Origin of the sequence: Micromonospora chalcea (assembly GCF_002926165.1) — a bacterium.
GTDB lineage: Bacteria > Actinomycetota > Actinomycetes > Mycobacteriales > Micromonosporaceae > Micromonospora > Micromonospora chalcea.
Genome location: NZ_MAGP01000132.1, coordinates 57,577 through 83,524, shown reverse-complemented (window position 1 = coordinate 83,524; position 25,948 = coordinate 57,577). Strand labels below are relative to the sequence as shown.

General features: G+C 70.4%; 23 protein-coding genes. 6 read left to right on the top strand and 17 right to left on the bottom strand.

Going from position 1 to position 25,948, the window contains the following annotated elements; all coding sequences use genetic code 11:
• Position 1: 1 nt before the first annotated feature.
• The gene (locus tag BAW75_RS21825; RefSeq protein ID WP_104114735.1) at positions 2 to 1,075 is read left to right on the top strand and encodes an XdhC family protein; all 1,074 of its coding nucleotides are present in this window, start codon (positions 2 to 4) and stop codon (positions 1,073 to 1,075) included.
• On the opposite strand, the gene BAW75_RS21820 is transcribed toward BAW75_RS21825, so the two are convergent.
• The 3 genes from BAW75_RS21820 to BAW75_RS21810 form a co-directional block, all read right to left on the bottom strand.
• Entirely contained in the window at positions 1,066 to 2,199 is a 1,134-nt protein-coding gene (locus tag BAW75_RS21820) for an FUSC family protein (protein WP_104114734.1), read from the bottom strand. The two genes, BAW75_RS21825 and BAW75_RS21820, sit on opposite strands and share 10 nt — an antisense overlap.
• Positions 2,200 to 2,339: 140 nt before the next feature.
• Positions 2,340 to 2,978, bottom strand: a complete 639-nt coding sequence (locus tag BAW75_RS21815) for a response regulator (protein ID WP_104114733.1) — start codon at positions 2,976 to 2,978, stop codon at positions 2,340 to 2,342.
• The gene (locus BAW75_RS21810; protein ID WP_104114732.1) at positions 2,975 to 4,195 is read right to left on the bottom strand and encodes a sensor histidine kinase; all 1,221 of its coding nucleotides are present in this window, start codon (positions 4,193 to 4,195) and stop codon (positions 2,975 to 2,977) included. Before BAW75_RS21810 ends, BAW75_RS21815 begins: the two co-directional genes overlap by 4 nt.
• A gap of 171 nt (positions 4,196 to 4,366) precedes the next feature.
• On the opposite strand from BAW75_RS21810, the gene BAW75_RS21805 reads away from it, so the two are divergent.
• The 4 genes from BAW75_RS21805 (at position 4,367) to BAW75_RS21790 (ending at position 9,485) form a co-directional block, all read left to right on the top strand.
• Positions 4,367 to 5,458: an ABC transporter permease gene (locus BAW75_RS21805; RefSeq protein ID WP_104114731.1), complete on the top strand. Its 1,092-nt coding sequence runs from the start codon at positions 4,367 to 4,369 to the stop codon at positions 5,456 to 5,458.
• Positions 5,455 to 6,138, top strand: a complete 684-nt coding sequence (locus BAW75_RS21800; RefSeq protein ID WP_104114730.1) for an ABC transporter ATP-binding protein — start codon at positions 5,455 to 5,457, stop codon at positions 6,136 to 6,138. The genes BAW75_RS21805 and BAW75_RS21800 overlap by 4 nt, the downstream gene beginning before the upstream one ends.
• Before the next feature lie 129 nt (positions 6,139 to 6,267).
• Positions 6,268 to 7,017 (top strand): ABC transporter ATP-binding protein, encoded by a 750-nt coding sequence (locus BAW75_RS21795; protein ID WP_104114729.1) that lies wholly within the window; start codon positions 6,268 to 6,270, stop codon positions 7,015 to 7,017.
• Positions 7,014 to 9,485, top strand: coding sequence for an ABC transporter permease (locus BAW75_RS21790; RefSeq protein ID WP_104114728.1), 2,472 nt, complete (start codon positions 7,014 to 7,016; stop codon positions 9,483 to 9,485). Before BAW75_RS21795 ends, BAW75_RS21790 begins: the two co-directional genes overlap by 4 nt.
• Positions 9,486 to 9,527: 42 nt before the next feature.
• Here the strand turns inward: BAW75_RS21790 and BAW75_RS21785 are convergent, their stop codons facing one another.
• The 5 genes from BAW75_RS21785 to BAW75_RS32385 form a co-directional block, all read right to left on the bottom strand.
• Positions 9,528 to 10,310 carry an aminoglycoside adenylyltransferase domain-containing protein gene (locus BAW75_RS21785; RefSeq protein WP_104114774.1) on the bottom strand — a complete coding sequence of 261 codons (783 nt, stop codon included), beginning with the start codon at positions 10,308 to 10,310 and terminating at the stop codon, positions 9,528 to 9,530.
• A gap of 66 nt (positions 10,311 to 10,376) precedes the next feature.
• A complete protein-coding gene (locus tag BAW75_RS21780) occupies positions 10,377 to 10,586 on the bottom strand; it encodes a hypothetical protein (RefSeq protein ID WP_043325343.1) in 210 nt (69 codons plus the stop codon).
• A gap of 180 nt (positions 10,587 to 10,766) precedes the next feature.
• A complete protein-coding gene (locus tag BAW75_RS21775; protein ID WP_104114727.1) occupies positions 10,767 to 12,077 on the bottom strand; it encodes a nitroreductase family protein in 1,311 nt (436 codons plus the stop codon).
• A complete protein-coding gene (locus BAW75_RS21770) occupies positions 12,074 to 13,324 on the bottom strand; it encodes an amidohydrolase family protein (RefSeq protein WP_167435600.1) in 1,251 nt (416 codons plus the stop codon). Before BAW75_RS21770 ends, BAW75_RS21775 begins: the two co-directional genes overlap by 4 nt.
• On the bottom strand, positions 13,321 to 14,301 hold the full coding sequence (locus BAW75_RS32385; RefSeq protein ID WP_147265147.1) for a hypothetical protein: 981 nt from the start codon (positions 14,299 to 14,301) through the stop codon (positions 13,321 to 13,323). Before BAW75_RS32385 ends, BAW75_RS21770 begins: the two co-directional genes overlap by 4 nt.
• A 445-nt stretch (positions 14,302 to 14,746) precedes the next feature.
• Between BAW75_RS32385 and ileS the strand changes: the two genes are divergently transcribed.
• Complete coding sequence (gene ileS / locus BAW75_RS21765) at positions 14,747 to 17,866, top strand: isoleucine--tRNA ligase (RefSeq protein WP_104114725.1); 3,120 nt, start codon at positions 14,747 to 14,749, stop codon at positions 17,864 to 17,866.
• Positions 17,867 to 17,956: 90 nt separating this feature from the next.
• On the opposite strand, the gene BAW75_RS21760 is transcribed toward ileS, so the two are convergent.
• The 9 genes from BAW75_RS21760 to BAW75_RS32380 all read right to left on the bottom strand — a co-directional run bounded on the left by BAW75_RS21760 (position 17,957) and on the right by BAW75_RS32380 (position 25,795).
• Positions 17,957 to 18,442 (bottom strand): flavin reductase family protein, encoded by a 486-nt coding sequence (locus BAW75_RS21760; protein ID WP_104114773.1) that lies wholly within the window; start codon positions 18,440 to 18,442, stop codon positions 17,957 to 17,959.
• Between the two features lie 173 nt (positions 18,443 to 18,615).
• Positions 18,616 to 18,885: a phosphopantetheine-binding protein gene (locus tag BAW75_RS21755; RefSeq protein WP_069087898.1), complete on the bottom strand. Its 270-nt coding sequence runs from the start codon at positions 18,883 to 18,885 to the stop codon at positions 18,616 to 18,618.
• Between the two features lie 10 nt (positions 18,886 to 18,895).
• Positions 18,896 to 20,467 carry a class I adenylate-forming enzyme family protein gene (locus BAW75_RS21750; protein ID WP_104114723.1) on the bottom strand — a complete coding sequence of 524 codons (1,572 nt, stop codon included), beginning with the start codon at positions 20,465 to 20,467 and terminating at the stop codon, positions 18,896 to 18,898.
• Complete coding sequence (locus BAW75_RS21745) at positions 20,464 to 21,348, bottom strand: hypothetical protein (RefSeq protein ID WP_146074882.1); 885 nt, start codon at positions 21,346 to 21,348, stop codon at positions 20,464 to 20,466. Before BAW75_RS21745 ends, BAW75_RS21750 begins: the two co-directional genes overlap by 4 nt.
• Before the next feature lie 37 nt (positions 21,349 to 21,385).
• Positions 21,386 to 22,216: a hypothetical protein gene (locus BAW75_RS21740; RefSeq protein ID WP_146074881.1), complete on the bottom strand. Its 831-nt coding sequence runs from the start codon at positions 22,214 to 22,216 to the stop codon at positions 21,386 to 21,388.
• Entirely contained in the window at positions 22,197 to 23,375 is a 1,179-nt protein-coding gene (locus BAW75_RS21735; RefSeq protein WP_167435599.1) for a YcaO-like family protein, read from the bottom strand. Before BAW75_RS21735 ends, BAW75_RS21740 begins: the two co-directional genes overlap by 20 nt.
• 10 nt (positions 23,376 to 23,385) lie before the next feature.
• Positions 23,386 to 24,315 carry a nitroreductase family protein gene (locus BAW75_RS21730; RefSeq protein ID WP_064447342.1) on the bottom strand — a complete coding sequence of 310 codons (930 nt, stop codon included), beginning with the start codon at positions 24,313 to 24,315 and terminating at the stop codon, positions 23,386 to 23,388.
• Positions 24,315 to 25,469: a nitroreductase family protein gene (locus BAW75_RS21725; protein ID WP_146074880.1), complete on the bottom strand. Its 1,155-nt coding sequence runs from the start codon at positions 25,467 to 25,469 to the stop codon at positions 24,315 to 24,317. Before BAW75_RS21725 ends, BAW75_RS21730 begins: the two co-directional genes overlap by 1 nt.
• A gap of 155 nt (positions 25,470 to 25,624) precedes the next feature.
• A complete protein-coding gene (locus tag BAW75_RS32380) occupies positions 25,625 to 25,795 on the bottom strand; it encodes a hypothetical protein (protein ID WP_157539106.1) in 171 nt (56 codons plus the stop codon).
• Between the last annotated feature and the right edge of the window lie 153 nt (positions 25,796 to 25,948).

The window sequence follows — 25,948 nt, the reverse complement described above, 5'->3', positions numbered from 1 at the left end:
AATGCGAGACATCGTCGACGGGTTGAGCGCGTGGCGTGCCGTTGGCGTCCGGTTCGCCGTCGCGACGGTGGTGCGGACCTGGAAGTCGGCGCCCAGACCGCCGGGCGCGGCCATGGCGGTCTGCGCCGACGGTGAGGTCGTCGGCAGCATCTCCGGAGGGTGCGTCGAGGGCGCGGTGTACGAGCTGTGCCGGGAGGCGATACGGACCGGACAGGTGCGCACCGAGACGTACGGCGTCGGCGACGACGACGCCTTCGAGGTGGGCCTGACCTGCGGCGGCACCATCGAGGTCCTGGTGCAGCCGGACGTCGTGCTGACCGAGCCCGACGCGGTGCTCGCCGCGATCCGCGCGGGTACGCCGGTGGCGACGGCGTCCGCCGGAATGGCCCAGATGGTGGTCTGGCCCGACCGGGTGGCCGGCACCCTCGGCGACGCCGACCTGGACCGCGCGGTGACGCAGCAGGCCGAGGGGATGCTGGCCCTCGGCACCACCGGAACCGTGCGACTCGGTACGCGCGGGCAGCAGCGGCACGACGAGGTGTCCGTGTTCGTGCAGTCGTACCTGCCGCCACCACGGATGATCGTGTTCGGCGCGATCGACTTCGCCGTCGCGGTGGCCCGGATCGGCCGCTTCCTCGGCTACCACGTCACGGTGTGCGACGCCCGGCCGGTGTTCGCCACCCGCAAGCGCTTCCCCGACGCCGACGACCTCGTCGTGCAGTGGCCGCACAAATACCTGGAGTCGACGGCCGTCGACGAGCGCACCGTGCTCTGCGTCCTCACCCACGACCCGAAGTTCGACGTCCCGCTGCTGGAGGTCGCCCTGCGCACCCGGGCCCGCTACATCGGCGCGATGGGCAGCCGCCGCACCCATACCGACCGGCTGCGCCGCCTGCGCGAGGCGGGCGTGGACGAGGCCGCCCTCGCCCGGCTCTCCTCACCGATCGGACTCGACCTGGGGGCGCGGACGCCGGAGGAGACCGCCGTGGCGATCGCCGCCGAGTTCGCCACGCTGGCCGCCGGAGGGTCCGGCCGGCGGCTGACGGACCTCGACACCCCGATCCATCAGCACTGAGCGGACCAGCGGCGAACGTGTCGCCCCCGGCTCAGGCCGAGCGCCTCGTCCACCCGGTCCAGCACCGTCACGTCGTCGTGGCCGACACCGCGCAGCAGGTCGATGGCGGTCGCCCGGATCTGCCCGACGATCATGGTGACCGGCAGCGGCGGATCGGTCCGCAGCAGGCCCGCGGCGATCCGCTCCGCCTCCAGCGCCGCCGCGTCGGCCCGCTGCGCGTGCCGGTCGGCGTCGGCGCCGGTGAGGTCGTGGGCCATGGCCTCACCGGCCGACCGTACGGCGGAGGTCAGCGCGCCGATCGCGGCGGCCAGCTCCGGCGGCGTGGCGGTGTGCCGGCGGGTCAGGGTCACGCCGGCCCGGGCCAGCACGCGGATGTTGCGGGCGGCGTAGTCGAGCTGCCGCAGCGTGGCCTCCACCTCGGCGAGCTTGCCCAGGTGCCGGCGGCGCAGTCCCAGCCGCAGCGTCTCGCCGGTGGCGAGCACGGCGGCCTGCATCTCGGCGACGCAGTCGTCCACCTGCCGCGACCGGTCCAGCGCGGCGCGGGCGGCGTCCTCGTCGCAGCCCTTCAGTGCCGCGTTGACCTGGTCGAGCAGGTCGGCCAGGTCGGTGTAGCTGCGCCGGGCCTGGGCCACCAGTGGTGCCAGCGGGTCACGGGCGGCCATCAGCTGGCTGGCGGCAAGCGCCACGGCGCCGCCGATGAGCGCGTCGACGAAGCGGAACGGCATCAGCGTCCCGTTCGGCGCGGAGACCACCACCAGGTACATCGCCGAGACGGTGGCCTGCACGACCAGGGCACGGCGGGCCCCGATCACCACGAGCGTCGTGGTGGTCAGCAGCAGCACCAGCAGGACCGTCTCGGTGCCCGGGCCCAGCGCGTACACCAGCAGCTCGGCGACGAGCACGGCGGCTGCCACGGCGAGCAGGATCTCGACGGTCTGCCGCAGCCGTCGCCCGCGGGACTCGCCGAGCACGACGAGCGCGGCGGTCGGCGCGAAGAACGGATCCGGGTGACGGATCACCACCGCCGCCACGATCCACGCGACCACAGCGGCGGCGGTCAGCTCGACCACTGTCATCCCGTCGCCGCGTAACCGCGCGACGGCGTCGCGTACCCAGCTCCGCACCGGTCGTACCCCTCTCGCCGGACAGGCCGGGACCCGGCCGCCGATTGATCTTCCGCGAGGAGGCCCACTACCCCGGCTGTGACCTGCTCAATCGCTGACGCCGGCAGCCGGCGCGGCCGACGACCCGCACCTGCCCGGGGTCAGCGGCGGATGAGGCCGAGTTCGGTGGCGGTGGCGACGGCGGCGGTACGCGACTCGACGCCGAGCTTGGCGTAGATGCGGGCCAGGTGGGACTTGACGGTGCCCTCGGTCAGGTGCAGGCGGGTGCCGATGCTGTGGTTCGACAGACCGTCGGCGACCAGGGCGAGGACCTCGGTCTCGCGTCGGGTCAGGGCGGTGCCCGGCGTACGCAGGCGGTTCATCAGCCGGTTCGCGACGGTGGGCGCCAGCGTGGTGCGTCCGGCGGCGGCGGTGCGGACGGCGGCGGCCAGGTCCTCGGGTGGGGCGTCCTTGAGGAGGTAGCCGGTGGCGCCCGCCTCGATGGCGGGCAGGGTGTCGGCGTCGGAGTCGTACGTGGTGACGATCAGCACGCGCGGCGCTTCCGGGCCGGCGGTGATCCGGGCGGTCGCCTCGGCGCCGCCCATGCCCTTGCCGAACTGCAGGTCCATCAGCACGACGTCGATGTCGCCCGCGGCGGCGCGGCTGACGGCCTCCTCGGCGGTGGCGGCTTCGGCCACGACGACCAGGTCGGGTTCGGTTTCCAGCACGGCGCGCAGTCCGGCCCGTACGACCGGGTGGTCGTCGGCCAGGAGGAGGCGGATGGGAACGTCGTCGGTCACGGTCGGCCCTCGGGCTCGGTCCTGGTGGTCGGGGCGAGGGGAAGCTCGGCGGTCAGGGCGGTGCCCCGGCCGGGCGCGGACGCGACGGCCAGGGTGCCGCCGAGGGCGGCCATGCGGGCGCGCATGGCCGCCAGGCCGAAGCCGCTGCCGTCGACGTCGGGAGCGGGCAGCTGTTCCGGGTCGAAGCCGCGCCCGTCGTCGACGACGTGCAGGGCGATGCGGTCGCCGAGATAGCTGAGGGTGACCTCGGCCGTGGTGGCCCGGGCGTGGCGGACCGTGTTCGCGACTGTGGACTGGGCGATACGCAGGAGCGCCACCTCGTGGGCGGTCGGCAGCGACACGGGGTCGCCGGTGAGGTGGAAGCGGGCGGTGAGGCGGTGGCGGGCGCTGGTGGTGCTGCACAGGCGTTCCAGGGCCCCGGCCAGGGTGGTGCCTTCCAGGGTGGGCGGGGTGAGCGCGGCGACGAAGCGGCGGGCCTCGGCGAGGTTGTCCACGGCGACCTGACGGGCCGCGTCGACGTGACCGGAGGCGGCGTCGGGCCGGCCGGGCAGGCCGCGCTCGGCGGCGCGCAGCAGCAGCTGGATGCTGGACAGGCCCTGGGCGAGGGTGTCGTGGATCTCGCGGGCCAGACGCTCGCGCTCGGCGAGTACGCCGGCGGTGTGCTCGGCCCGGGCCAGGTCGGCCCGGGTGGCGGTGAGTTCCTCGATCAGCTGCCGGCGCTGTTCGCTCTCCCGGTACAGGGCCTGGTACCCCCACACCACCCCGACGGCGACGGCGGCGCCGAGCGCGGGACCGATCACCGTGGCCGCGGTGAAGGAGCCGGTGTGGGCGCCGAACCCGGCGACGGCCGCCACGGCGGTGACGATCACGGCGGCCAGGCCGGCGCGGCGCGGCAACAGGTGGAGCTGGAGGAAGTACAGCGGGAACGCCACCCAGATCGCGTCGGGGGACAGGCCCAGCAACACCAACCACACGGCGCCGACGGCGGCCAGCCACCACGCGGCGGCCCGCCGCGAGCGCCGGATGCGGGGGAGGAGCGGCCCGACGGCGTACGCCAGGCCGCACGCCACCGCCACCGCCACGATCGATCCGGCGTGCGGCCGGTCGTCGGCCACCGCCCGGCCGGCGGCCAGGACGAGCAGGCCGATGATCAGCAGGTGCAGGCACCAGGCCAGGGCTCGGGTGGTCGAGGTCAGGGCAGGGGCAGCGGTGCTCACAGTGCGTCCCACGTTACCGACGCCGGCGCCCCGGGGGCCTCTATCGAAAGTTAGAACCCGGGCGTCGCCTTTCGGCCCGCGAAGTGCTGTCCCACGCCGGACGCGCACGCCGGCGCCGGCCGCGATCGTGGATGCATACCGTTACACCGCCCGAAAGGACAGGCCACTGCCGTGTTCGTCGCCTGGAGAGACCTGAAGTTCGCCAAGGGGCGCTTCGCCCTGATGGGGACCGTCATCGTGCTGATCACCCTGCTGGTCGGGCTGCTGTCCGGGCTGACGGCCGGACTGGGCCGGCAGAACATTTCCGCCATCACCGGCCTGCCCGCCGACAGGATCGCCTTCCAGGCACCCGGCGACGGCCAGGACGTGTCCTACTCCAACTCCACTGTCACCGAGCGGCAGTGGCAGCAGTGGGCCGAGGCCCCCGGCGTGACCGGCGCCGAACCGCTGGGCATCACCACGACCAGGGCCACCGCCGGAAACCGGAGCGTCGGGGTCTCCGCCTTCGGCGTCCGGCCCGGCTCCCGCCTGGCCCCCGACAGCGGCCGGATCGACGACCGCTCGGCGGTGCTGTCCACCAAGGCCGCCGACGACCTCGGTGTGCGGGCCGGCGACTCCGTCACCCTGGCCGGGCAGCAACTGACGGTGGCGGCCGTACGCGGCGACGCCTCCTTCAGCCACACCCCCGTGGTGTGGATCAGCCTGGACGTGTGGCAGAAGAGCGCGCCTCCCACCGGCACCGGTGACGGCAGCCAGACGGCCACCGTCGTCGCCCTCACCACCACCGCGGACGCCGACCTGGGAGCCACCGACCGGCAGGCGGGCACCAGGACGGTCTCCGTGGCCGACTCGCTGTCCGCGATCGGCTCCTACACCTCCGAGAACGGCTCCCTGCAGCTGATGCGCGGCTTCCTGTTCGCCATCTCCGCCCTCGTCATCGGTGCCTTCTTCACCGTCTGGACCATCCAGCGCAGCGGCGACGTCGCAGTACTCAAGGCACTCGGCGCCCCCACCGCCAACCTCCTCAAGGACGCCCTCGGACAGGCCGTCGTCCTGCTCACCGGCGGCACCCTGCTCGGCACCGGCATCGCCGCCGCGCTCGGCGCCCTCGTCGCCGGGTCCGCGGTGCCGTTCCTCCTCACCCCGGTGACCGTCCTCCTTCCCGCGGCCGTGATCGTCGTCCTCGGCGTCCTCGGCGCCGCTCTGGCCATCCGCCGCATCACCTCCGTCGACCCGCTGACCGCCCTGGGGAGCGCCCGATGAGCCTGAACCTGACCGACGTCACCCTCACCTACCCCGACGGCGAGGGCCGCCTGACCGCCCTCGACCGCGTCACCCTTGACGTACCCAAGGGCAGCCTGACCGCCGTGATCGGCCCCTCCGGCTCCGGCAAGTCCAGCCTCCTCGCGGTCGCCGCGACCCTCATCACCCCCGACTCCGGCACCGTCACCATCGACGGCACCCCCACCACCGGAATGACGCGGGGCGAACTCGCCGACCTGCGCCGCCACAAGATCGGCATCGTCTTCCAGCAGCCCAACCTGCTGCCCTCCCTCACCGCCGCCGAGCAACTCCAGGTGATGGCCCAGATCGACGGCCGTCCACCGGCCGGAGCCCGTACCCGCGCCGTGGAACTCCTCGACGCGGTCGGCCTCGCCGGTCAGGCCGACCGCCGGCCGCACCAGCTCTCCGGCGGGCAGCGCCAGCGCGTCAACATCGCCCGCGCCCTGATGAACGACCCCACAGTCCTGCTCGTCGACGAACCCACCAGCGCGCTCGACCACGAACGCGGCGCCGCCGTCATCGACCTGATCACCCGCCTCACCCACCAGCAGAGCACCGCCACCGTCCTGGTCACCCACGACCGCACGAACCTCACCGCCGTCGACCAGATCGCCGAGGTCCACGACGGCCGCCTCCACCTTCCGGCACCGGCCCGCTGAGATACGGGTCGGTGGTAGTGCCTGCTGTACCCGAACCGGGCAGCCCGCTGGATGGTCGCTGTTCCCCCAGCTCAATAGCGTTTCTGGTGCGCGCAGTTCCTGCCGAGCACACGGAGAGAGGCCACCAGAATGGGACAGACCGTCGAACCGGCGGTACGCGTCGAACAACTCACCCGCGTGTACGGCGCCGGCCGCAACCAGGTGACCGCGCTCGCGGGCGTCGACGTCGGCTTCGGCCGGGGAACCTTCACCGCGGTGATGGGACCCTCGGGCTCCGGCAAGAGCACGCTGCTGCAGATCGCGGCCGGGCTCGACCGCCCCACGAACGGCCGGGTGGTCGTCGGCGGCACCGACCTGTCCGGGCTGTCCGAGACGCGCCTGACCGAGCTGCGGCGTACCCGGATCGGGTTCGTCTTCCAGGCGTTCAACCTGATCGGCGCGCTCACCGTCGAGGAGAACATCGTGCTGCCCCTGCGTCTGGCCGGCGTCCGTCCGGACCGGGCCTGGCTGACCCACGTGGTCGAGCGGGTCGGCCTCGCCGACCGGCTGCACCACCGGCCGGCGGCGCTCTCCGGCGGCCAGCAGCAGCGGGTGGCGATCGCCCGGGCGCTGGCCACCCGCCCCGAGGTCATCTTCTCGGACGAGCCCACCGGCGCCCTCGACTCGCGGACCGCGACGGAGGTGCTGACGCTGTTGCGCGCGGTCGTGGACGAACACGGGCAGACGGTGGTGATGGTGACCCACGATCCGATCGCCGCGTCGTACGCGGACCGGGTCCTCGTACTGGCCGACGGCGCGATGGTCGCCGACCTCCCGCAGCTCGGCGCCGTCCGGATCGCCGAGCACCTGGCGTCGCTGGACGGGCGGGTCCTCCGATGACCGGCCTCGCCGCCCGCCTGCCGCGGCACCGCACCGGCCCCGCCGCCGCGACCCTGCTGGCCCTGATCGTCGGCGTGCTGATCCTGGTGGCGATGGGCACGCTCGTCGAATCGGGGCTGCGGTTCCGCCCGGAGCCGCGGCTCTGGGCGAGTGCCGACGTGGTCGTCGCCAACCGCACGATCAGCCACACGTTCCGGGAGTTCGACGGTGACACCACCACGAGCACCGTGGCGCTGCCCGAGGGCGGCACCGTGGACGCCGAGCTGGTGGACCGGATCCGCCGGGTGCCGGGCGTCGTGGCCGTCACCGGCGACGACCGGGTGCCGATCGGCTCACCCGCAGCCGTGGGACACGGCTGGGACACGTACGTCTTCACCGGTCGTCCCCTCGCCGCGGGCGCCGCGCCCCGGACCGACGACGAGGTGGTGGCCGACACCCGGCTCGGGGTGTCGCCCGGCGACCCCATCGAGCTGGTCGTCGGCGGAATCAACCGGTCGTACCGGGTGAGCGGAACCGCCGAGACCGGTACGGCGGCGGTGTTCTTCACCGACGCGCAGGCCGCGCGCCTGTCCGCCCACCCGGGCCGGGTGGACGCGATCGGCGTACGGATGGCGCCCGGCGCCGACCTCGGCGCGGTGCGCGAGATCGCGTCGGCGGCCGGCGCCACGACGTACCCCGGAAAGGACCGCGGGAAGGCCGAGCAGTCGGAGAACCTGGCCGCCCAGAGCCTGCTGGTCGGGGCCGGGGCGGCCTTCGGCGGGTACGTCGTCCTGTTGATCGTGTTCGTGGTGGCCGGCACCATCGGGCTGTCCGTCCGGCACCGTCGACGTGACCTGGCGTTGCTGCGCGCGGTCGCCGCCACGCCGGGGCAGGTGCGCCGCATGCTGGTCGCCGAGGCCGCGCTGCTCGCCCTGGCCGGCTCCGCGATCGGCGGCCCGGCCGGCCTGCTGGCGGCCCGCTGGGTGCACGGCGAACTGGTCGGGCGCGGGTTCGTGCCGGCCGGCTTCCCGATGGCGGGCGGTCTGTTCGCGGTGCCGGCCGCCATCGGTACGGCCGTCCTGGTGGCGGTGGTCGCCGCGCTGATCGCCGCGCGCCGGGTCACCGCCATCAAGCCGATCGAGGCGCTCGGCGAGATCGCCGTCGAGCCCCGGTGCAGCGGCCCGGCACGGATGATCGCCGGCGTGCTGACGCTGATGGCGGCCGGCAGCGCCGGGGCGTTCACGCTCGGCGGAGCCGGGTCGGCCGGGGCGCTGGCCGGCGCGGTCGGCATGCTCTACCTGTTCGTCATCGCGGTGGCGCTGCTCGCACCGATGATCAACGCCTACGCGGCACGCCTGCTCACCCCGGTGCTGCCGCGCATCTGGCGGGCCGGCGGCTACCTGGCCGCAGCCAACCTGCGGGCCAACGCGCAGGGCATGGCCACCGTCCTGACCGCCCTCGTGCTGTCCGTCGGGTTCGGCGGCTCGGTCTGGTTCCTGCAGGACAACCTGGAACGGCAGACCGCCACGCAGAGCAGCGCCGGAACGCTCGCCGAGCGGGTGCTCACCGCTCCGGGCGGACTGCCGGCGGACGCGGCCCGGGAGATCCGCGAGCTGGCCGGGGTGCAGGCTGCCACCGGGGTACGCCGCACCCAGGTCGTGGTGCGGGCGCTCGGCGGCATCGAGCCGGTCGGCGCGCAAGCGGTCGACCCGGAGGGCCTCACGTCGACGATGGACCTCACCGTGCGCAAGGGCGCCCTGGCCGAGCTGCGCGCCGGTACCGTCGCACTGTCCACGATGCAGGCGTCCTCGTCCGGCTGGGACGTCGGCGACAAGGCGGAACTCTGGCTGGGCGACGGCACCCCGGTCACGTTGGACGTGATCGCGATCTACGACCGTGGCCTCGGCTTCGGCGACGTCACAGTGGCCGCCGAGACGGTCGCCGGGCACACCGCGGCGAACACCGTCGACGAGGTGCTGGTCCGCGGCGGCCCGGACGCCGGCACCGCGTTGGCCACGTGGGCGGCGGCGCGGCCCGGCGCCGAGATTCTCGACGCCGCCACCCGTACGCGCCTGCTCAGCACCGATCTGGCGCTCGGCGCCTGGCTGAACCGGCTGCTGATCGGCGTGATGGTCGGGTACGCGGCGCTGGCGGCGGCCACCACGATGGTGATGGCGGCGCTGGCCCGCCGCCGCGAGCTGGCGTTGCTGCAACTCGTCGGGGTCACCCGCCGTCAGATCCGCGGGATGGTCCGGGCCGAACAGGCCGGGCTGCTCGGCACCGCGGTGCTGATCGGCGCGACGATCGCGGTGCTGACGCTGGCCGCGATCGTCAACGGACTGACCGGCAGCCCGATCCCGTACGTGCCGCCGCTCGGGTGGGCGGCGGTGCTCGGCGGTACGGCACTGCTGGCGCTGGTGAGCACGGTGTGGCCCGTCCGGCGGCTGCTCGGCGCTCCGCCGATCGACAACATCGGCCTGAAGGAGTAGGTCCATCGGGACGTGCGGCAGCCTGATCGTCAGGGCGTCGAACTACAGGTGTCCGCCGGATGCTTCCGCCTTGCGTTCCTCGGCCAGGACGGTGGCGCTGACCTCGTGCACGAACGCCCGGACCTCGTCGAACCGGCCGGGATCGCTGTCGTGGCCGGAGTCGTACCACCAGTCGCGCGCCCAGACGATCAGGTCCGCCCATCGCGGCAGGACGTCGGCGGTTTGCTCGGCGGCCTGCCGCTTGGACAGTTGCCGCCCGTCGCACAGGCGCTGGTAGGCGCGGCAGAGCGTGAGTACCGCGTACGACTGGGCTCCGGGTGGGGTCATGTCGAGCACCCAGTCCGGCCAGTCGCGCACGTGGTCCCGCAGGGCGGCGCGCACGAGGCCGGGTTCGACGGCGGGCAGCAGCTCGCCGGCCGGCGGTCCCAGCAGCGTACGGCCGTAGTCGTGCACGGCGGCCCAGGTCACGACGCGGTGTGTGGTGGCGGGCAGCAGGTGCAACGACTCCCCGGGACTGATCCGGGCGATCACGTGGTCCCGGCCGGGAACGAGGCGTACCGCGTCCAGTGACACGTATTCCACCTCGATCCGGCCGGCCCACAGCGGGTGCCGCCGGTCGAGGTCCGCGTGCAGTTCGGCGAGGACGCCGAGGAGCTCCTCGTCCGGGTCACTCGCGAGCACCGCGAGCAGGTCGAGGTCGCTGCGGTTCATGTCGAAGTCGCCTGCCACGAGCGACCCGTGCACGTACAGGCCGAGAAGGTCGTTTGTCAGCGTGCGGCGCCACGCCTCGCGGAGGTCGGAGAGAACCGTGTCGGGTGGGACCACCGGGTGATCCTGCACGGTGGTCGCCGCGGGGCCACCGATAAAACCGGCCCGCACCGCCGGTCGTGCCTACGTGCTCGGCGGGTTGCGGTGCCGCTCGGCGAGGCCCGACGCGATCTGCCGCTGTGCGTCGTGCCGGTGCTGGTCGGCGCCGGCCTGGCGAACCGCGGCCGGATCCTCGTCCGACGGGCGCCTCGTCCGGTCGCGGCGGGCGACGAAGACGACGAGCGCGAGCACCACCACCACGATCACCGCGAGCGACACCAGCATCGTTCTCATGCCATCGACGCTACGGCGTACGCGCCAGCCCCGCCGTGGTGACGGTCGGAGGGCTGCTCCGTTCGCCGCAGGACGGCAGGCTCACGTGTCGTGATCGATGACGTCGCGCAGGGAAGCCGGGCCGTTCCGCCGATGACCGACTCCCGGCCCGGCGAATGAACGCCTGGTCTTCCCGGGGCGTCATTCGCCGGCTCGTTCGGTCCCTTTTGGCCGCCCCAGCACTGCCTCACCGATGACGGCGCCGGTTCGGATGCCCTCTCCCAGTCCCGCGGTCGTCGCGAAACCTCCACCCATCGGGCAGAAGGACAGCCCTCGATCGGCGCTCACCAGGGCCATGGCCTGGAGCGCGGCACCTACCTCTTTCAACGCGGTCGCATAGACTATGGAGTCGTAGGAACGGGCGGGGCGGGCGTAGTCGAGCACGAACAGCACCATCGCCTGAATCGACGTGTGCGGGATGCCCGTCAATCGATGGGCGAGGCCCAGCCACCGGTCGATCGCCGGCGCGGGTCCTGACGCCGGCGCGAGTTCGTGGCTCACGGCGTCGTATTCATATGCCCCGCGTTCCAGGTCATGGGCCGAAGCCGCGATGACGACGGCGGACAGCCCCGACAGCGCCCCGCCGGTCGGCATCGAGCGCCACGCTCGCTCGCTCGCGACGGTACGCTCCAAGCGGCGAATCCGAAGTGACGCATCGAGGACGGCGCTGATCTCCGCGCTCCCGATGGGCGGACCGCCATGGTCGCGCAGCGATGACCTGGCGGAAATCGCCTCCTGGAGCGTCATGCCCTCCTGTGAGCGGTCGTCGTGGCCGAGAGCGATGCGCTCCGCTGTCATCGGGCGCCTGACCGGGTTGTCGATCTCCCAGTGAGTTGTTCCGATCTTGGCACCGTACAGCCCGAAGCTTGTGTCCAGGCGCGTCGCCCCGTGGAAGAGCGAATCGTGAAACTCCCACTCCTCCGAATGCTGGTTTCGCCCGGTGACCAACAGGCCGGCCCGGCTCAGCAGGTCGAGCAGTTCGCTCTCCGGGGCAGAGTCGACCTCGACATCCGCCCGTGCGATCAGACGTGCGGCGAACTCGACGGCCCATGTCGAGGTCAGGACGACGCGATCTGCCGAGTTCCCGCCGGCCAGTTCCGGCCCGTCGGGACCGAAGCGCATGTGGGCCGACGGAAGGGCGCGAACCGGCCGCACGTACGGCGACGGCGGGGAGTGGCGGACCCGGCGGGCGCCCGGTTCATGCCGCGCGAGTACGTGCTGTTCACGGACGACTTCTACGCCGAGGACGCCGCGGGCGTCGAGTTTGGCCAGCTCCTCGCCACCTCGCGAGGTGAGCTCCCGGGCGGACGACAGCCCGCCGACGGCCGCGACGATCTCCCTGCCGACCTCGGGCGGCATGCGGACGGTCATCCGGCGGCCGCTGTGGGTCAACGCGAGGCCGTCGGCGTCCGGTTCGATGCTCCACCCCGCTGCCGGGGCCCAGCGTCTCATGACGTCGACCCGATGGGCGGAAGGACTGTGCCCGGAGCGGAGGACACCGCCATTCCGTGTAGCCGCGACAGTGTGTCCAGGCGAACGAGACGCCCGGCCTGGATCACGGCTTCGACCTCTCTGTACGCGGATATGTCGACGAGCGGATTCGCGCGGAGCAGAACGACGTCTGCCACCGTGCCGTCGCTCAGGGAGCCCAGATCCGGACGACGGAGAGCCTCGGCTGCCCTGCACGTCGCCGCCGCGAGCGCTTCGTGCGGGGAGGCGCCCCAGTCAACCATGGCCTCCAGCTCGGACGGCAGGGAGTCGAAACCCACCCCGGCGGCTCCGGCGTCCGTCCCCGCGATGAGGGTGACGCCGGCCGCCAGAGCTCGCTCGAAGCTGCGTCGTGCCTCCGGGAGTTGACTGACGGCCATCTCCACCAGACTTTTGCCTCCCTGCCGGATCCAGAGCTGCGGCCGCCTCACTATCGATTGGAGCGCTACAGCGGTGGAGCAGAGGGCGGTGCCTTGTTTCGACATCGCACCGGCAGCGGCCTCCGATATCGCGAAGCCGTGCTCCAAGGTGTCGCAGCCGGCTTCCACGGCCGCGTCGATCGAACGCTCCGAGAAGTTCGCGTGTACGGCTACGGGGATGTCCAGCCAACGGGCCTCGGCGACCGCCTCCCTCAGTTCCTCCGGCCGGAGTTCCATCCGGCGCGCCGCGCTGCGCATCACCAGCTTGATCACATCCGCGCCGTCGGCGGCGTTTCGACGCACGAGCGCGCCGATGGATCCGGCGCCTTCGGACTCGACACCGAGCCAGCTTCCGTGCCCGCCGACTGCGGTGATGACCGGACCGGCGACGAACGGCCTGGCCCCGACGAACAAGTCCCGGGCCCAGGCGTTGCGGATGGAGTACCCGAGGTCACGCGGAGCACCCAGGTCGCGGACCGTCGTGATCCCACTGCGCAGCGCGGTCGCCAGATTCGCGACAGCCGTCAGCGTCATGGTGGTGGCCGAGATGTCCGACCAGCTCGACGCGGTCCGGCCATGAGGATCGCTGGTCGCGTGGACGTGCATGTCGATGAGCCCGGGAACGGCGAACAAACCGGTGCCGTCGAGGTGTGGGAGGTCGGCATCTGCGGTGGTGCGTGTGCTGACTGAACCGGAGATGATCGACAACGAGCCGAGGGTGGTGGTGCCGGAATCCGGATCGATGACGGTGCAGCCGGCAATGGTGAAATCCGCGGTCGGCGTGGCCGTCACGACGATCCTTCGGAGACGCGGGCAGCGCGCACTGCCTCCCCGTGCCATCCCCGCGCGCGCGACAGATTCACGGCCAGGTCCACCAGTTCGTCCGCCTCCCGGCCGCGGCCGGCCATGTGGTGCCAGCGCGCCAGCTCTGCCAGCGCGAGGATCCGGGCGCCCAGGTAGGCGTGCCGGCCGGTGCCCGTATCCACAGGCGACGTCATGGCGTCGGTCGCCTGACGGACGGCAGCGAGCAGCCATGACTCCGGGTCTGGAGCGATGCCCACCAGCGCCTCGAGCGCGTTCGCCTCGTCCTCGGGCACCTCGCGGGAAGCGGCTAGGGCGATTCCCGGCGCGAGGTAGGCGTAGACCGGCTCACGGTGGGCGCCGGTAAGCCGGACGTGGTCGAAGTATCGTCCTGTCGCTTGAAGGGCGGCGCGGGCCGAGTCGTGACGTGCGGCAGCGAACGCCTGGTGCGACAGGATGAAACCGAACTGGCGGAACGCCTTCGAGGCGAGTTCGGTGTCGCCGCCGTCGCGAACCTGACGGAGGAGATCTGTCGCGTGCTCGTACGAGGACCAGGCGCCCGCGACGTCACCGGATGCCAACTGGACGTATCCCATGTTGTGCCACGACTGGGCGGCAGCCATCAGATCTCCGGTGCCGAGGCGCACCTGGATCGCCTCGCGGAAGTCGTTCACGGGCGGATCGTCGTCGAAGTGGTGAAACCGCCATACGCCGATGGAGTGGCAACATTCGGCGAGAGCCGACAGGGCCTCCGAATCACGGAGAAGATGTCTCGCTGTCTCCGCCAGCTTGATTGCCTCCGCCCCTCTGCCCTGCTTCTCCACCGCCCACGCCGTGTTGAGCAGTGCTCGCCCCTCCCCGGCGACATTCGCGGAAGCGGCGCATTCCGAAGCGGTCCGGGAAAACCGTTCCTCTGCCTCGACGTAGCGAGCGGGATCGTCCAGACCTAGCTGAGCTGGCGTGAACAAGGGCGGTCACCTCGACGTCGTCGACTGATTGTTGAGATTGACGCCGATCGTAGCGTTCGGGTGGCTTGTTCACGAGGGTGTGCGACCTGTCGGCAGTTGATGCGCGCCGTGCCTGTGAGGCGCGTTCACCACCCACTTTCGCGTCCGTCATCCTCCTTGCCGCCGCCATCGGCCGAACGGCGCGATGGGCTACACTGGCCCGGAAAGGCGTCGATAGGGACGAGTACCACTGCACGCAGCCAGCAGAGACCCGGGGATGGTGGAAGCCCGGGGGTGTGCGCAGCGGGAAGATCACCCTGGAGCCGTCGGAAGAAAGGCGTCACGCCGAGTAGACCCGACCACAACTTAACGAGAGGGCCGCGCGCTGTGGCCAAGGAGGGTGGTACCGCGGGGCCCGGGCCTCGTCCCTCCACCGAAGTTCGGTAACCGCTTCGTTGGAGGATCCATGTACCGCGCTGTGCCCGCGCAGGCGAGCTTTCCCGATATCGATCACGGCATCCTCAAATTCTGGAGTGATCGTAAGGTCTTCGCCCTCAGCCTGGAAAGATCGCAGGGGCGGCCGGAATGGGTCTTCTACGAGGGGCCTCCAACGGCGAACGGCATGCCAGGGGCGCACCACATCGAAGCCAGAGTGTTCAAGGACGTCTTTCCCCGGTACAAGACGATGAAGGGCTTCCATGTCGCGCGGAAGGCCGGCTGGGACTGCCACGGACTTCCGGTGGAACTGGCTGTCGAGCGCGAACTCGGCTTTTCCGGTAAGCGCGACATCGAGGCCTTCGGCATCGCGGAGTTCAACGCCCGGTGCCGCGAGTCGGTGACCCGGCATACCGACGAGTTCGCCCGGCTGACCGAACGCATGGGCTACTGGGTCGATATGGACGACGCCTACCGGACGATGGACCCGGAATACATCGAGTCGGTGTGGTGGTCGCTGAAGCAGATCTTCGAAAAAGGGCTGCTCGTCGAGGACTTCCGCGTGGCGCCCTGGTGTCCTCGTTGCGGGACGGGGCTGTCCGATCACGAGCTCGCCCAGGGGTACGAGGTGGTCACCGACCCGTCGGTGTTCGTGCGGTTCCCACTCACCTCGGGCCCCCTGGCGGGCCAGGCTTCCCTGCTCGTGTGGACCACGACCCCATGGACGCTGGTCTCCAACGTCGCGGTCGCGGTCAATCCCGACGTCACCTACGTCGTAATGACCGACGGCCAGGAGCAGCTCGTTGTCGCGGAGGCGCTGGCGGGCAGCGCACTCGGTGAGGGATGGACCGTCGTCGGCGACTCCTTCAGTGGCAAGGACATGGAACGCTGGACCTACCGGCGGCCATTCGACCTGGTCCAGGTCGAGGACGCGAACTTCGTCATCCTCGGGACGTACGTGACGACCGAGGACGGCACCGGCCTGGTGCACCAGGCGCCGGCATTCGGCGCTGACGACCTCGCCGCGTGCCGTGCGTATGGTCTTCCGATGGTCAACCCCGTCCGTCCGGACGGCACGTTCCAGTCCGACCTCGCGCTCGTCGGCGGCACGTTCTTCAAGAGTGCCGACGCGGTCCTGGTGGCGGATCTCGCCGAGCGGGGACTGCTCTTCCGCGAGGAGGCGTACGAGCACAGCTACCCGCACTGCTGGCGTTGTCACACGGCGCTGTTGTACTACGCGCAGCCGTCCTGGTACATCCGCACCACTGCCATCCGGGAAGCGCTGCTGCGCGAGAACGAGGCGACGACCTGGCAGCCGCAGAACATCAAGTACGGCCGCTACGGGGACTGGCTGAACAACAACGTCGACTGGGCGTTGTCCCGCAGTCGGTACTGGGGCACGCCGTTGCCTATCTGGCGCTGCCCGGACAACCACCTGACCTGCGTCGGCTCGCTGGCCGAGCTGAGCGAGCTGGCCGGGACCGACCTGTCCGAGCTGGATCCCCACCGTCCCTATATCGATGACGTCACCTTCGACTGCCGATGCGGCGCCACCGCGCGCCGGGTGCCCGAAGTCATCGACGCGTGGTACGACTCGGGCTCGATGCCTTTCGCGCAATTCGGGTATCCGCACAAGAACGTCGAACTCTTCGAGAAGCGGTACCCGGCGAACTTCATCTCGGAGGCGATCGACCAGACCAGGGGATGGTTCTACACCCTCATGGCGGTGGGCACCCTCATCTTCGACAAGTCGGCCTACGAAACGGTCGTCTGCCTGGGCCACATCCTCGCCGAGGACGGCCGCAAGATGTCGAAACACCTGGGGAACATCCTCGAACCCATCCCGCTGATGGACGAGCACGGTGCCGACGCGGTGCGCTGGTTCATGGCTGCTGTCGGTTCCCCATGGTCGGCCCGGCGCGTCGGGCACAACACGCTTCAGGAAGTCGTCCGCAAGACTCTTCTGACCTACTGGAACACCGTGTCCTTCGGGGCGCTGTACGGCCGTGCCGCCGGCTGGTCGCCGTCGGCGGCAGATCCCGCGCCCCGTAGCCGCCCGCTGCTGGACCGATGGCTGTTGTCGGAGCTCAACAGCCTGGTACGCGACGTGGACGCCGCGATGGAGCGCTTCGACACCCACGAGGCCGGCCGGCTGCTGTCCACGTTCATCGACGATCTTTCCAACTGGTACGTTCGCCGCAGCCGCCGGCGTTTCTGGCACGGCGACCCGGCCGCCCTGGCCACGCTCCACGAGACGTTGTCCACCCTGACGCTCCTCCTCGCGCCGATCACACCGTTTGTGACCGAGCGGGTGTGGCAGGACCTGGTGGTTCCGGTCACGCCCGGTGCGGCGGAGTCCGTGCACCTCGCCGCATACCCCACCGGCGACCTGTCCCTGATCGACCCGGAACTGTCGGCGCAGATGCTTCTCGTGCGTCGGCTCGTCGAACTCGGCCGCTCCGCCCGCGCCGACTCCGGCATCAGGACGCGCCAGCCGCTGTCCCGCGCGGTCGTGTCCGCGGCAGGTTTCGCCGACCTGCCGGCGGAACTCCTCGCCGAGATCGCGTCGGAGCTCAATGTCGTCTCGGTGGCACCCATCACGGCCACCAGCGGTTCACTCGTGGACACGACGGTGAAGGCGAACTTCCGCCCCCTGGGCAAGAGGTTCGGCAAGGCGGTCCAAGGCGTCGCCGCGGCGATTATGGCGGCCGAGCCGACCGCCCTCGCCAACGCCCTCCGTACGAGAGGTGAGGCGACCGTCGACGTGGACGGTGAGGCGGTGGTCGTCACGGTGGACGAGGTCGTCATCACCGAGACTCCACGCGCCGGATGGGCGGTCGCCAACGACGCAGGTGCGACGGTGGCGCTGGATCTGGACATCACGCCGGAACTCCGCCTCGCCGGGATCGCGCGGGACGTGATCCGCCAGATCCAGGAGGCCCGCAAGTCCACCGGCCTGGAGGTCGCCGATCGCATCGAACTCCGCTACGAGGCGACCGCTGACACCCTGACGGCGTTGACGGAGCATCAGAAGCTGGTGGCCGACGAGGTGCTCGCGACGGACTTCACCCTCGGGCGGCCGACGTGGGCAGATGCGACGTCCTTCACCGACGAGACGCTCGGCCTGACGTTCTGGCTGCGTAAGGCATGAGGAGCGCCGGGGCCACGAGCACGCCGCCCGTTCGGCCGTGCGTCGTGGCCCCGGCCCTTCGTATCGGCCGGCGGTGGGCCGAGCGGCGGGTCAGCGAACCCTGTGGACGTCCGTGGCCAGAACACTGAACCGCCCGGTGTGGAACACCAGTGCGTCGGTGCGGTCGCCGTGGCCGATGTCCAGCACCGAGCCGAGGAATATGGAGTGGTCGCCGCCCTCGTACACGGCGGCGAGCTCGCACTCCACCCAGCCGAGGTTGCCCTCGATGATGGGGGAGCCGGTGTGCTCGCCGGGCCGGAAATCGACGGTACGGAACTCCCGCTCGTCGCGCGGCCGGCTGGGACTGGCGAAGTAGCGCGCCAGTTCTTCCTGTCCTGCGGCGAGGATCGACACCGCGAACATCCCGTTCGCCAGGATTGTGCTGTGCATTGCGGCGGACTGCTTCACGCACACCAACACCATCGCCGGGTCGAGCGAGACCGACGTGAACGCGTTGGCGGTCATGCCGTGCGGGAGTTCCCGCCCGGACGTCACCACCGTGACGCCCGTGGCGAACGCACCCATCACCGCCCGCATGTCGACGTGACGGTCACCGCCGCAGCGGTCGCGGGACACGGGCTTCTGCTTAGCGGCTGTCACCGTTCACCTCTTCCGTCAGCCACCGGGGCCGTCAGCACGTCGCGCATCATCCACAGCGCTCCCTTCCCCGTCAGGTGATTGGTCGGCGGCATGCGCGCACCGGCCTCGGCTCAGTCGCCGGAGCCGGCATCGATCGCCGACCGGGTGGAACTCCTCGCCACTATCTGCTCGGCGGTCGCTCGTATCGTCAGCCAGCCGACGTTCGCGGGGTCGTCGAAGCCGGCGTCGGGGAAGGTTCCTTCCAGCCGCGCCAACAGCTCCACTGCGAGGAGGGAGTCTCCACCCGCCGCGATGAAATCGTGGTCGACGTCCACCGCATCCGTCTCCAGCAGTTCCCGCCAGAATCCGCTAACTGTTTCGAGTACCTCAGACGAATCCACGTCGCTCTCCTCAGCGAAGCTCCGAAAGCGTGCCCTCGGCGCGCGCAATCGAATTCTTTAAATCGTTCTTCAGGATCTTGCCGTTCTCGGTCACGGGCATCGATCCGACAGCGAACACGCGGCGTGGTATCTGCTTCGGTGGTAGACGCTCGAGCAGGTGCACGCGAATGTCGTCCAGGCTCGTCCTTCCCGGCCGGAGCACCACGACCGCGGCGACGTACTCACCCAGCCGGGGATGCGGGAGTCCGAGCACGGCCGCGGCCTCGACCATCGGGTGCGAGAGGAGGGCGATCTCGACCGGGCGTGCCGAGAGCTTCTCCCCGCCGACGTTGAGGACGTCAGAGACGCGGTCGCTCAGATGCAGGTTGCCCTCCTCGTCGAGATGGCCGATGTCTCCGGTCGCCGTCCAGCCGTCCGGAAGGAAGGTTTTCGAGGGCACTGAGTCGTGCAGGTAGGAGCGGCGTCCGCGGAACCGCGGACAGGACATCTCCACGCGGCCGTGGACGCCCGGGCCGACGACGAGCCCCGTCTCCAGGCTCCTGATGCGGATCCGGGTGCCTCGTGCCGGTCTCCCGACGACATCGGGATCCGCGCCCGCTGACGGCATCTCCACCATCGCGGGCCAAGCCTCGGTGGTTCCGTACGCGTTGACCACCCGAACGGACGGCAGCATCCGGCGGATTCGTTCCACATGAGCCGGATTCAGCGGCGCCGAACCGCAGTGGATTACCTCCAGAGACGCGAGCATCTCACGTTGCGACGAGGTGAGCGTCGTGAGATGTGCCAGCATGGCAGGCGTCAGGAACAACAGGGTGACCTGACAGTCGGCGACCGCCTTGCACACGTCATTGGTGTTGAACTCCGGCAGCGCCGCGACCGCCCTGGTGATGGGATGCGTGAGCCCGGGCCCGTCGATGCCCTGGAACGGGGCGTACAACATCATGAGCGCGGCCGCCGTACCGATCGGGAAGGCGTGCAGGATCGGCGGGCCGATGCCGCCGTGAGCGGACGGCGGGCGGGCGTAGACCTCCGTGAAGAGCGCGTGCGGCGTCACGACCGCCTTGGGCAGGCCGGTCGTGCCGGACGTGTAGAGGATGTCGGCCGTCTGCTCGGGGCGGGTCGTCGCCGGCGGGGGAACCCGGTCCCCACAGCGCGGAGGCTCGACCGGAAGAACCTGATACGGATCGCCGCCCGGGCCGTTCCCCACCGGCGACGGGTCCGCAGCGATCCATGCGGAGATGCCGGCGTCCTGGGTGATGAAGTCGCGGACGGACGCCGGAGCTCCCGCCGAGACGGTGACAGTGACCGCGCCCAGCCGTTGCACCGCGAAGTAGGCGACGCACAGATCGATCCAGTGCCTGCGGTCGAACAGCAGACCGACACGCATGCCACTGGTGATCCCTGCCTCGGAAAGGCGCGCGGCCAGCGCCACCGAGTCGTGCAACCACTCCGCGAAGGTGAGACCACGCACGAACGGTTCGACCAGCGCGAGGCGGTCGGGAACCTCCCCGGCTACGCGCTCGAGCAGCCCGAACGTCCCCGTGCAACGGTCCGTCGCGCCGCCTGCCCCTCTCGTCGTCACGGTGCCACCCGGGTCGCGACGTATCGGTGGTCGGCGCCCACCTCGTCCGCGACGTAGGCAGCCGCGAGGTGATGGACGAACGGCTGGAGGCCGAGCGCTGACAGAAGAGCGGGGTCGGTGAAGCCCGTGCGGGTGGTCGAGCTGACGCCCTTCGCGCGAAGAGCGCGAGCGACTTCCGCGCTCAGCCGTCCGCCGTCGACGAGGAAGCCGCGGAACGCCTTTTCGTGGCGATAGCGTCTCCGGTAGGCGGCGAGATCGCCGAAGACCCCGATGGCGAGGGGAGCCAGGACGTCAAGTCGCGGATCCGCCGCGGCGTCCATGGACGCCAGGCGGACTCCTGAACCGTACGAGGCGGGGTCGGCCACAGTGACCAGGACGCGACCGTCCACGCGCGACACGATCAGTAGCCCGTGGGCCGCTCCGTAGCTGTAGAGCAGCTCGGCCGGGTGCACCGCCTCGCGCAACCGCCGGCGATTGGCGCGCACCCGGGTGAGAGCGGTCCAGACCACCGCCGCCCACGGTTCGGGAATCTGCTCCCGGCGACCCTCGGGGACCGCCGGCTCGCGCAGGGCATCGAGGTCGTCTTGCGAGAACAGCCGCAGCGCCGATGCCCGGAGGCCACCAGTCGAATCCGCTCCGTCGCGAAAATGATCGATTCCGCTCCAGGCGTGGTAGCGGCGCACCGGCCCCCACGACGTGCCGTCGGCACCTTCGCGTTCGACCAGGAGACCGAGGCGGATCAACTGCTGTACGGCCGGGTCATCGAACTCCTCGGCGACGACCTGGTGCAGAAGCCGCTCGACGCGGCCCGCGCCCAGGCGCCACGACCGGCCCAGCGCCGGTGCGCTGATCCGGATGGTGTCGGAGCCCTCGTTCTCCATGGTCGTTCCCGCAGCCCACGTGTATGCGGCTCCCATGTCACAGCCCTGCCCAGCAGACAGCACCGACAGCCAACTGTCTGCCGGAGTCCAGCCCGACGACGTCATGGAACCCGGCGAGCACCGCATAGTTGCCGCGCGTCGCCCATCCCAGGTCCGAGCCGTACCCTTCGAGCTCGCCTATCGCGAGTCCTCCGATCCAGAGTTGCTCCATGTACTCGTCGGCAGCGTCCCGCTCGGCGTCGACGGACACTGATACGACGACCGATGCGCCGACGTCGAACTCCGCCCGGCCGTACGCGACCGGAAGAAGGGAGGACAACTCCTCGCCGAGGTCGTGCCGGCTTCTCGGGATCAGCAGGGTCCCGTCCGGGCTGTACCACCCGGGACCCAGTTCGCCGGCGTCGACAACCGCGACGTGGAACCCGACCCCCTTCGCCGCATACCGCCGGCGGCACCGACCCACCGCGCCGAAGAGTTCTGCGGGCGACAGACGTGCCCCGCTCACGACAGGCGGGTAGTGCTCGACCACCGCTCCCATGTTCGACGGGTCGGGAAGCGCCTCGGGCATCGACAGCGTGCGCGGCGACGAGCCGTTCCTCATCGCGTCGCTGACGAGGTCGAAGGCGGCGCCCCATCCGTGCTGCTGCCACGGTGCCCGATCACTGCCGGACGTGGGATATGACCGCCACCCACCCGACTCGAAGACGACGACGGCCTGATCGGTCGGCAGCACCGGCCGGCCTCCGCCATGCCGCGACGCGCCAGGCACCCCGCCGCCGGTGAACGGCGCGTCGGCGATCTGGCGCTCCTCGACGACCGGGGGCACCGGTTCCGCCGGAGTTCCTGGACTAGACAAACGGATGGTCATTGTTCACCCCGCCACCCGAGCGACGGAGGAACGCCTCTACCTCGGACGGGAAGCGCGGAGCGTAAAGCAGCGGGAACGGATTGATCTGGAGATGGAGCAGGGCAGGGACCACCGCGCGAGCGACCACGGCGCCGGCGGCCCATGCCGGGGTGATGTCGCTGTACGCCCAGCGGAACCCCTCTGCGGAGATGGCATCGCCGATCTCGGTCCAGGTACGTCCGCCCGAGGTCGGGCCCTGGGCTTCAGCCACCTGGTCGACGAAGTAGTCGCCCAGGTGGGCGCGCCCGTGCCTCGCCCACCACAGCGCCCGGGTGTTGATGCCCACCGGCCGCTCCTCGGGGTCTCCCCGGCGGAGCAGACGCCAGCCGAGGTGAAAGATGTGCACCGCTTCGATCGCCGCTGAGCGGATCGCATCCGCCGCGTCCGCATGGGCGGCCGACCCGAAGGCCACCTCCGGCAGTCCGTCGCGGGTGCCGACGATGGCGGCCAGCGCGACCTGCAATCCGAAATGGCTGCCGGGCAGCAGCCCGACGACCACGTCAGCCGCACCGCCGAGAATTTCCGCGATGTCGTGAACGGAGTACCGGTCGTCGCCGGGACGGACTCGGGCCGCGCGGCGCCCGGAGTAGACGGCCGCCGCAACGGCGTGCCGTTCCACGACCTCAGTGAGCGCGCGGGTGAGGGCCGTGTCCCAGTCGACCCCGCAGGCGGCGCCGATCGAGGTCATCGGTTTGACGCGGGTCGGATCCGAGTCGTGGACCCGCATCCGCTCGACGTCGGCGGGTACGAACACCTCGCCGTCCGGAGACTGCATCGTCACCCAGGTGTTCTGGGAGTGCGCGTTCCATGCGAACGGGCGGAGCAGCGGCTCTTGCGAGCACTGTTCCGGGCTGAAGGTCGCCCGGTCGTCGAGACGGATGGCCTTCGAGCCGAGCTCGTTCGCGGACGCACGCACAGGTGCGAGGGCTGGCTCGTGCAGCGCGGCGCGCTCGACAGCCTCACCCAGTGCTCTCTCGTCCGCCCGTGCGGGGTCAAGATCCCACGCGACGCCGAGCACGTCGTCGTCCGCCTCGACGACAGAGCCGAAGAGCCCGTCGAAAGGACTCGTGAATCGGACGCATTTCCAATCATCGCGGACGACCGCAGCGGTGAGTGCCATTTTTTGTGGGTCAGCCTTTCCTGCTGGTCTTCCGACCGAAGGTGATGGTGTAGACCGGTGCCTCGTCATCCGAGAGCCCGAGCAACTCCGCCAGCACGTTGTCGTTTGTCGCCGGGGTGATCAGCGCGCCGCAGTCGTACGACTCCGCCGCGATGATGAATTTCTGCGCGACTCGACCTACCTCGACGTACAGTTCGCGCAAGGCCCTCTCGTAGGGGAACATTTCCTGGCGGCGGGGGAAGTCGACGATCAGCACGATCGTGGCGCTTGCCGTCATGGGTGCCTGCATGCCGCACATCAGATCGGCCATCTCCTGGCGGAAGCTGCCGGAGGTCAGCTGATCGGCTCGCTCGCCGGCGAGGTCGAGAGCCCAGATGCCCGAATCGACGCCGTTGATCGCGTACACGACGGCGGCCATACGCACGCCTGCCAGCGAGCCGGACGGCTCGAAGGGTGCCATGAGCGCGGAGAAGCAGCGGAAGATGGCGGCGACGGTCTCCCGCGACAAGGGCTCCGGCTCGAATTGGCGGGCCGTGCGTCGTCGTACCAGCAGTTCACCGACGCTGACCCCGCCGGTGCCGGCCGTAGTGCCTTCTTCTGCCCAGTTCCACTGCGGCGTCGACGTCGCTGGACGCGTCGGCTGAGCCTGACTGCCGCGGGCCGGATACCGGGCCTCCCGCCTGCTCTCCGAGATCTGCTCGGACCAGTTGAAGTAGTCGAGGCTCGGACGCCACCCGTTCGTGACCCAATCGGTCGAGATCGAATCGAGGTCGTCCGACGGAGACAGTTCGCGGGCCCCGACCTCGGGGGCGTCCGACACGAGTTTCCGGGCGAGTTCGGCGGCGTCGAAGCGGACCGACTGCGCCGACTGGGAGTCTTCGAGAACGGCGGCGTCACGGTCGGGTCGGATGACGAGGAGTGGCGACCATGTCGTGGACATCAATCCCGGCTTTCTGCAGGCTGATCGGCTGCGTGTACGAGAGTCGCTGCGATTGTCGCCTCGACGCGGTGGTCGGTGCCGAGCGCGTCCGCGACCTTTTTGCCGTCGAGGTGCTGGGCATGCCGGACCGCCCAACCGTTCGCGCGGCTCAGGTACTCGGCAGTACCCATGAGGTGGCCCACATCCATGTGCACCGTCCGGAAGGTCCTTGGTTCCCGGTAGCGGTAGCGGTTCCGGGCGAAATAGGAGTTGAAGAATATGAGTGCGTAGGGGCGGTTGTCGTCGGCGATACCCGACAGGTCCGCCAGGTCGCGTGACGAGGCGTCGAGGTGATCCATGCGGTCCAGCGCACCGTCGACGGTCGCGACTTGGTAGACACCGTCGTCGATCCCGCCGACGGCATGCGTGACGACGGAGAACTCCGTCGGATGGCGACTACCGCCGGAAGGGCTCGTCTTCCGCAGCAGGTTGGCCGATTCCGCGAACGGCATCCTGGCCTGACGAATCGGTCGGGTCAGCAGGGAGAGCAGCGACGCAAGGCGGTCGTAGTCCAGCGGCTGCGCCGCTACCGCAAGGTTCGTCGCCGCCGAAGCGGTCGCGGGGAACAACTCCGGGGCGGGGTCCGGCAGTGCGTACACCTTCTCCTGGTCGTGCAGCCGGGGCCGGGCCCGATCGACGTCGGGTTGCTGCGCGTTGTACGCGACCATCCGGCGTACGTCCTCCGCGGAGTTGCCGTCAGCCTCGTAGAACTCGAAGGGGTATCCGTAAGTACGCGCGTGATAGCGGGAGGCGGCCCGCCATCCATTCTCGGCCCACGACTCCAGCCACCGCCGCGTCTTGATCGCCTCGGCGTCGTCATCGCGCACCAGGTACTCGTGGGCGACCAGCCACTCGGCGATCAGCTCCGCCCTGCGCACAGAGCCGATCGCCGCCATGATCGGCTCCGACAGGGAATAGATGGTTCCCGGAGCGAAGGCGGCAACGAGCAGACCCGCAGCCGACGCGGGAACCTTGTGTCCGTTCAACCTGTCGTCTCGGCTGATGAGCCACAGGTCACTGGCCGCCGGCTCGATGCGCACAAGAGGGTGCGCGCGATACGTTGCGGAACGGGCGTCGGTGCCGTTTTCTGCGGCAGCCTCAGCTAGCGTCTCCAAAGCAGGGTCCTATCTCTTGTACGCTCCGACCGGTTGACTTTCTGGACAACCTGAATGATTGACATCCTGTCGGCGTTCCCGGATACGGCTGCCCGATGACAGGAAAGCGCGTGCTAACCGGCCGAAAGACGGCCGGTTAGCACGCGACAGTTGGATCACAGGGACGTGAAGCCGCCGGTGCAGCCGCCCTGGATGAGGGCCGTCGAGAAGAGGTCGACCTCCTCGAAGAGACCCTCGATGTTGTCGATGGACGATTCCTCGGCGGTCTCGTTGAGGGAGACCTCTGCGTTTTGCGCGGACATTTCCTGCGCGGTGGTTGTCATCATGCAAAAAGCATTACAGGGCTATTTAGCTATGTCAATGAGTGCAGCTGCGGCGGGCGGAGTCCTGGCTCTTCCGGACATATTTGCGCCTCGACGTCGACGCGACGAGCGAGCGTCCGGCCACCGCCCGGCGCCGGGCGGTGGCCGAAGAAGTGC

Excerpts from the sequence above, each read along its gene's own strand:
- BAW75_RS21825 (WP_104114735.1), top strand. The coding sequence starts at position 2 with ATGCGAGACATCGTCGACGGGTTGAGCGCGTGGCGTGCCGTTGGCGTC.
- BAW75_RS21800 (WP_104114730.1), top strand. The coding sequence starts at position 5,455 with ATGAGCCTGAACCTGACCGACGTCACCCTCACCTACCCCGACGGCGAG.
- BAW75_RS21795 (WP_104114729.1), top strand. The coding sequence starts at position 6,268 with ATGGGACAGACCGTCGAACCGGCGGTACGCGTCGAACAACTCACCCGC.
- BAW75_RS21790 (WP_104114728.1), top strand. The coding sequence starts at position 7,014 with ATGACCGGCCTCGCCGCCCGCCTGCCGCGGCACCGCACCGGCCCCGCC.
- BAW75_RS21780 (WP_043325343.1), bottom strand. The coding sequence starts at position 10,586 with ATGAGAACGATGCTGGTGTCGCTCGCGGTGATCGTGGTGGTGGTGCTC.
- BAW75_RS21775 (WP_104114727.1), bottom strand. The coding sequence starts at position 12,077 with ATGAGACGCTGGGCCCCGGCAGCGGGGTGGAGCATCGAACCGGACGCC.
- ileS (WP_104114725.1), top strand. The coding sequence starts at position 14,747 with ATGTACCGCGCTGTGCCCGCGCAGGCGAGCTTTCCCGATATCGATCAC.
- BAW75_RS21760 (WP_104114773.1), bottom strand. The coding sequence starts at position 18,442 with ATGCGGGCGGTGATGGGTGCGTTCGCCACGGGCGTCACGGTGGTGACG.
- BAW75_RS21745 (WP_146074882.1), bottom strand. The coding sequence starts at position 21,348 with ATGGAGAACGAGGGCTCCGACACCATCCGGATCAGCGCACCGGCGCTG.
- BAW75_RS21740 (WP_146074881.1), bottom strand. The coding sequence starts at position 22,216 with ATGACCATCCGTTTGTCTAGTCCAGGAACTCCGGCGGAACCGGTGCCC.
- BAW75_RS21735 (WP_167435599.1), bottom strand. The coding sequence starts at position 23,375 with ATGGCACTCACCGCTGCGGTCGTCCGCGATGATTGGAAATGCGTCCGA.
- BAW75_RS21730 (WP_064447342.1), bottom strand. The coding sequence starts at position 24,315 with ATGTCCACGACATGGTCGCCACTCCTCGTCATCCGACCCGACCGTGAC.
- BAW75_RS32380 (WP_157539106.1), bottom strand. The coding sequence starts at position 25,795 with ATGATGACAACCACCGCGCAGGAAATGTCCGCGCAAAACGCAGAGGTC.